The sequence below is a fragment of the Orenia metallireducens genome, assembly GCF_001693735.1.
Taxonomy (GTDB): Bacteria; Bacillota; Halanaerobiia; order Halobacteroidales; family Halobacteroidaceae; genus Orenia; species Orenia metallireducens.
Genome location: NZ_LWDV01000001.1, coordinates 1 through 2,157 on the forward strand (window position 1 = coordinate 1; position 2,157 = coordinate 2,157).

General features: G+C 33.7%; 1 protein-coding gene. It reads right to left on the reverse strand.

Annotated features, from left to right (window positions below; genetic code table 11):
• Window positions 1-121: 121 nt before the first annotated feature.
• The gene (gene ltrA / locus U472_RS00005) at window positions 122-1,588 is read right to left on the reverse strand and encodes a group II intron reverse transcriptase/maturase (RefSeq protein WP_068714227.1); all 1,467 of its coding nucleotides are present in this window, start codon (window positions 1,586-1,588) and stop codon (window positions 122-124) included.
• Window positions 1,589-2,157 lie beyond the last annotated feature (569 nt).

Consider the following 2,157-nt stretch of genomic DNA (forward strand, 5'->3'; position numbering starts at 1 on the left):
AGTCGGGTAAGTCAGGAGCTTTACAGCTCCTTCCTCCCCTAAGAACCGTACTTGACACTTTCACGTCATACGGCTCAAGCTCTCCAAAACTAATCTTCGGATTAGCAAACAATAATTAAATTCATTTCAATCTTAGCTTTTTGCGTAAATAATATTTATCATATTCTTTTAAATAAGGGTTTGCTGCGAACTTTATTAACCTATGCCTTATTATCTTTGTATCACTTGCGAATATCAATTTGATATTTCCAACTGAGAATGTCCAATCACGGGTTTCAGTTCTTATCCAGTATCTATCTTTTATCCATTGTTTAGCTTTATTTGGATGTCTTCGCTTTGCCCAACTCCACAGTGCATAGAATATATCCCTATCTAAGCTTTGATAGCTCTTTTTGGAACATGCACTCCTATGGTAATTACACCAACCTCTAATTTTTGAGTTTAATATCTTAATTAAGTTTTCTTGTTTTATTGTTTTGTTTTCCTTGATTTTAGTTCTAATTTCGTTTATTATTGATTTATAGGATTCTTTAGATGGTTTTATAATTAGCTTTCCATTATATTTCCTAAAGTTCCATCCTAGAAAATCAAATCCAGTATTGATATGAGTTATTTCGGTCTTTTCTCTTGATAGTTCAAGACCTCTTTCTTTCAAAAATCCCTCAATCAATTCTCTGGCTTCTTCTAGAACTTCTTTATTAGTGGCTGTTACTACAAAATCATCTGCGTATCTTACCAGATTTATTTTATTTCTTCTATTATATTTTCTATTTATTGTTCCTCTTGAATTAGTCCAATATTTTCTTTTTAATAATTCTTCTAATCCGTCTAGTGTCATATTAGCTAGAATAGGTGAAATTATTCCACCTTGTGGAGTTCCTTTTTCCGTAGGAAAAAGCTTTTTATTATGAACAAAACCTGCTTTAAGAAACTGATTTAATATTTTTCTGTCAATTAATATATTTTCTTTTAACCATTCGTGATTTATATTATCAAAACAACCTTTGATATCTCCTTCTAACACCCACTGAGCAGATATCTTTTTCCCTAATAATTTAAACAGATATTCTTTGGCATCATCACAACTCCTATATTTTCTAAAGCCAAATGATACCTTATCTGCTGTTGTTTCTGATATCGGATCAAGTGTTTTAGCATATAGAGCTTGCATCGCTCTATCATGTATTGTAGGTATCCCCAAAGGTCTTTTCTTTCCATTTGACTTTGAGATATGCACTCTTTTTAATGCTTTTGCTTTATAATTCTTATTAGTTAATTTTAGGGCATTTATATATTTGCTTGTAGCAGTAGACCACAGTATTTTATCTATACCTGGTGTCTTTTTCCCTTTATTTGTTGTTACTCGCCTTACGGCAAGTAGTTTTGTATAATATGATTTTGATAATAAATATTGTAGCTTTCTAGCTAAGTTCTTCATTCCTCTAGTTATTGCTTTAGCGATTCGCGATTGAAGTTTATTAACCTTTCTTATTACAGGTCCCCAAATTATTGTTTCCCATTTGATACCTGCATTCTTCCGGTCTACGGTCGCCCACTCATATTGAGTTATTTGGCTTGCCATATTCATAAAGTTTCAATCCTTTCCTGCCTTAGATAACCTTTAGGAAGTCAGCCTCCTTTCAGAGCAGGGCAAATTTAGAACCCTTATCTATCTCATTACAAGATAACATTCGCTTTTTCCTATTTCCTCTACCCACTAATATTGTATTAACATTGCTGTTAACCTACCTGAAAACCAGGAATATACCGGGCTTACACAGTTCTATACCTTAGCCAATTCATACTGCCTTAGATTCTACCTTTACTCCGAAGATATCAGTCTATTTGCCAAGCAACACGAAAACTTACTTGACCCCATCTCCCACCTTTTGGTCATAGTGTATCAGCCTAATTTCACTATTTACGTTTGACGAAGCTTTCAGTAATTCAATTAATTTAATCATAGCAGTATATTTATCCTAGCAATCACCTGCTTCAAGGCTAGCAGTTTGTTTCACATTGTCCCTACCGCTTAGCACAAAACCGTTACCAGTAATGCACCGGTAGATAGGATTACCTCAAATAGAATAGGTAGTCCAAAAGTCTACCTTACGGTAGACTTAGACAGCCTAAGATATAGCTTATCCCTATTATTTC

Coding starts and splice junctions, on each gene's coding strand:
- ltrA (WP_068714227.1), bottom strand. CDS start 1,588: ATGAATATGGCAAGCCAAATAACTCAATATGAGTGGGCGACCGTAGAC.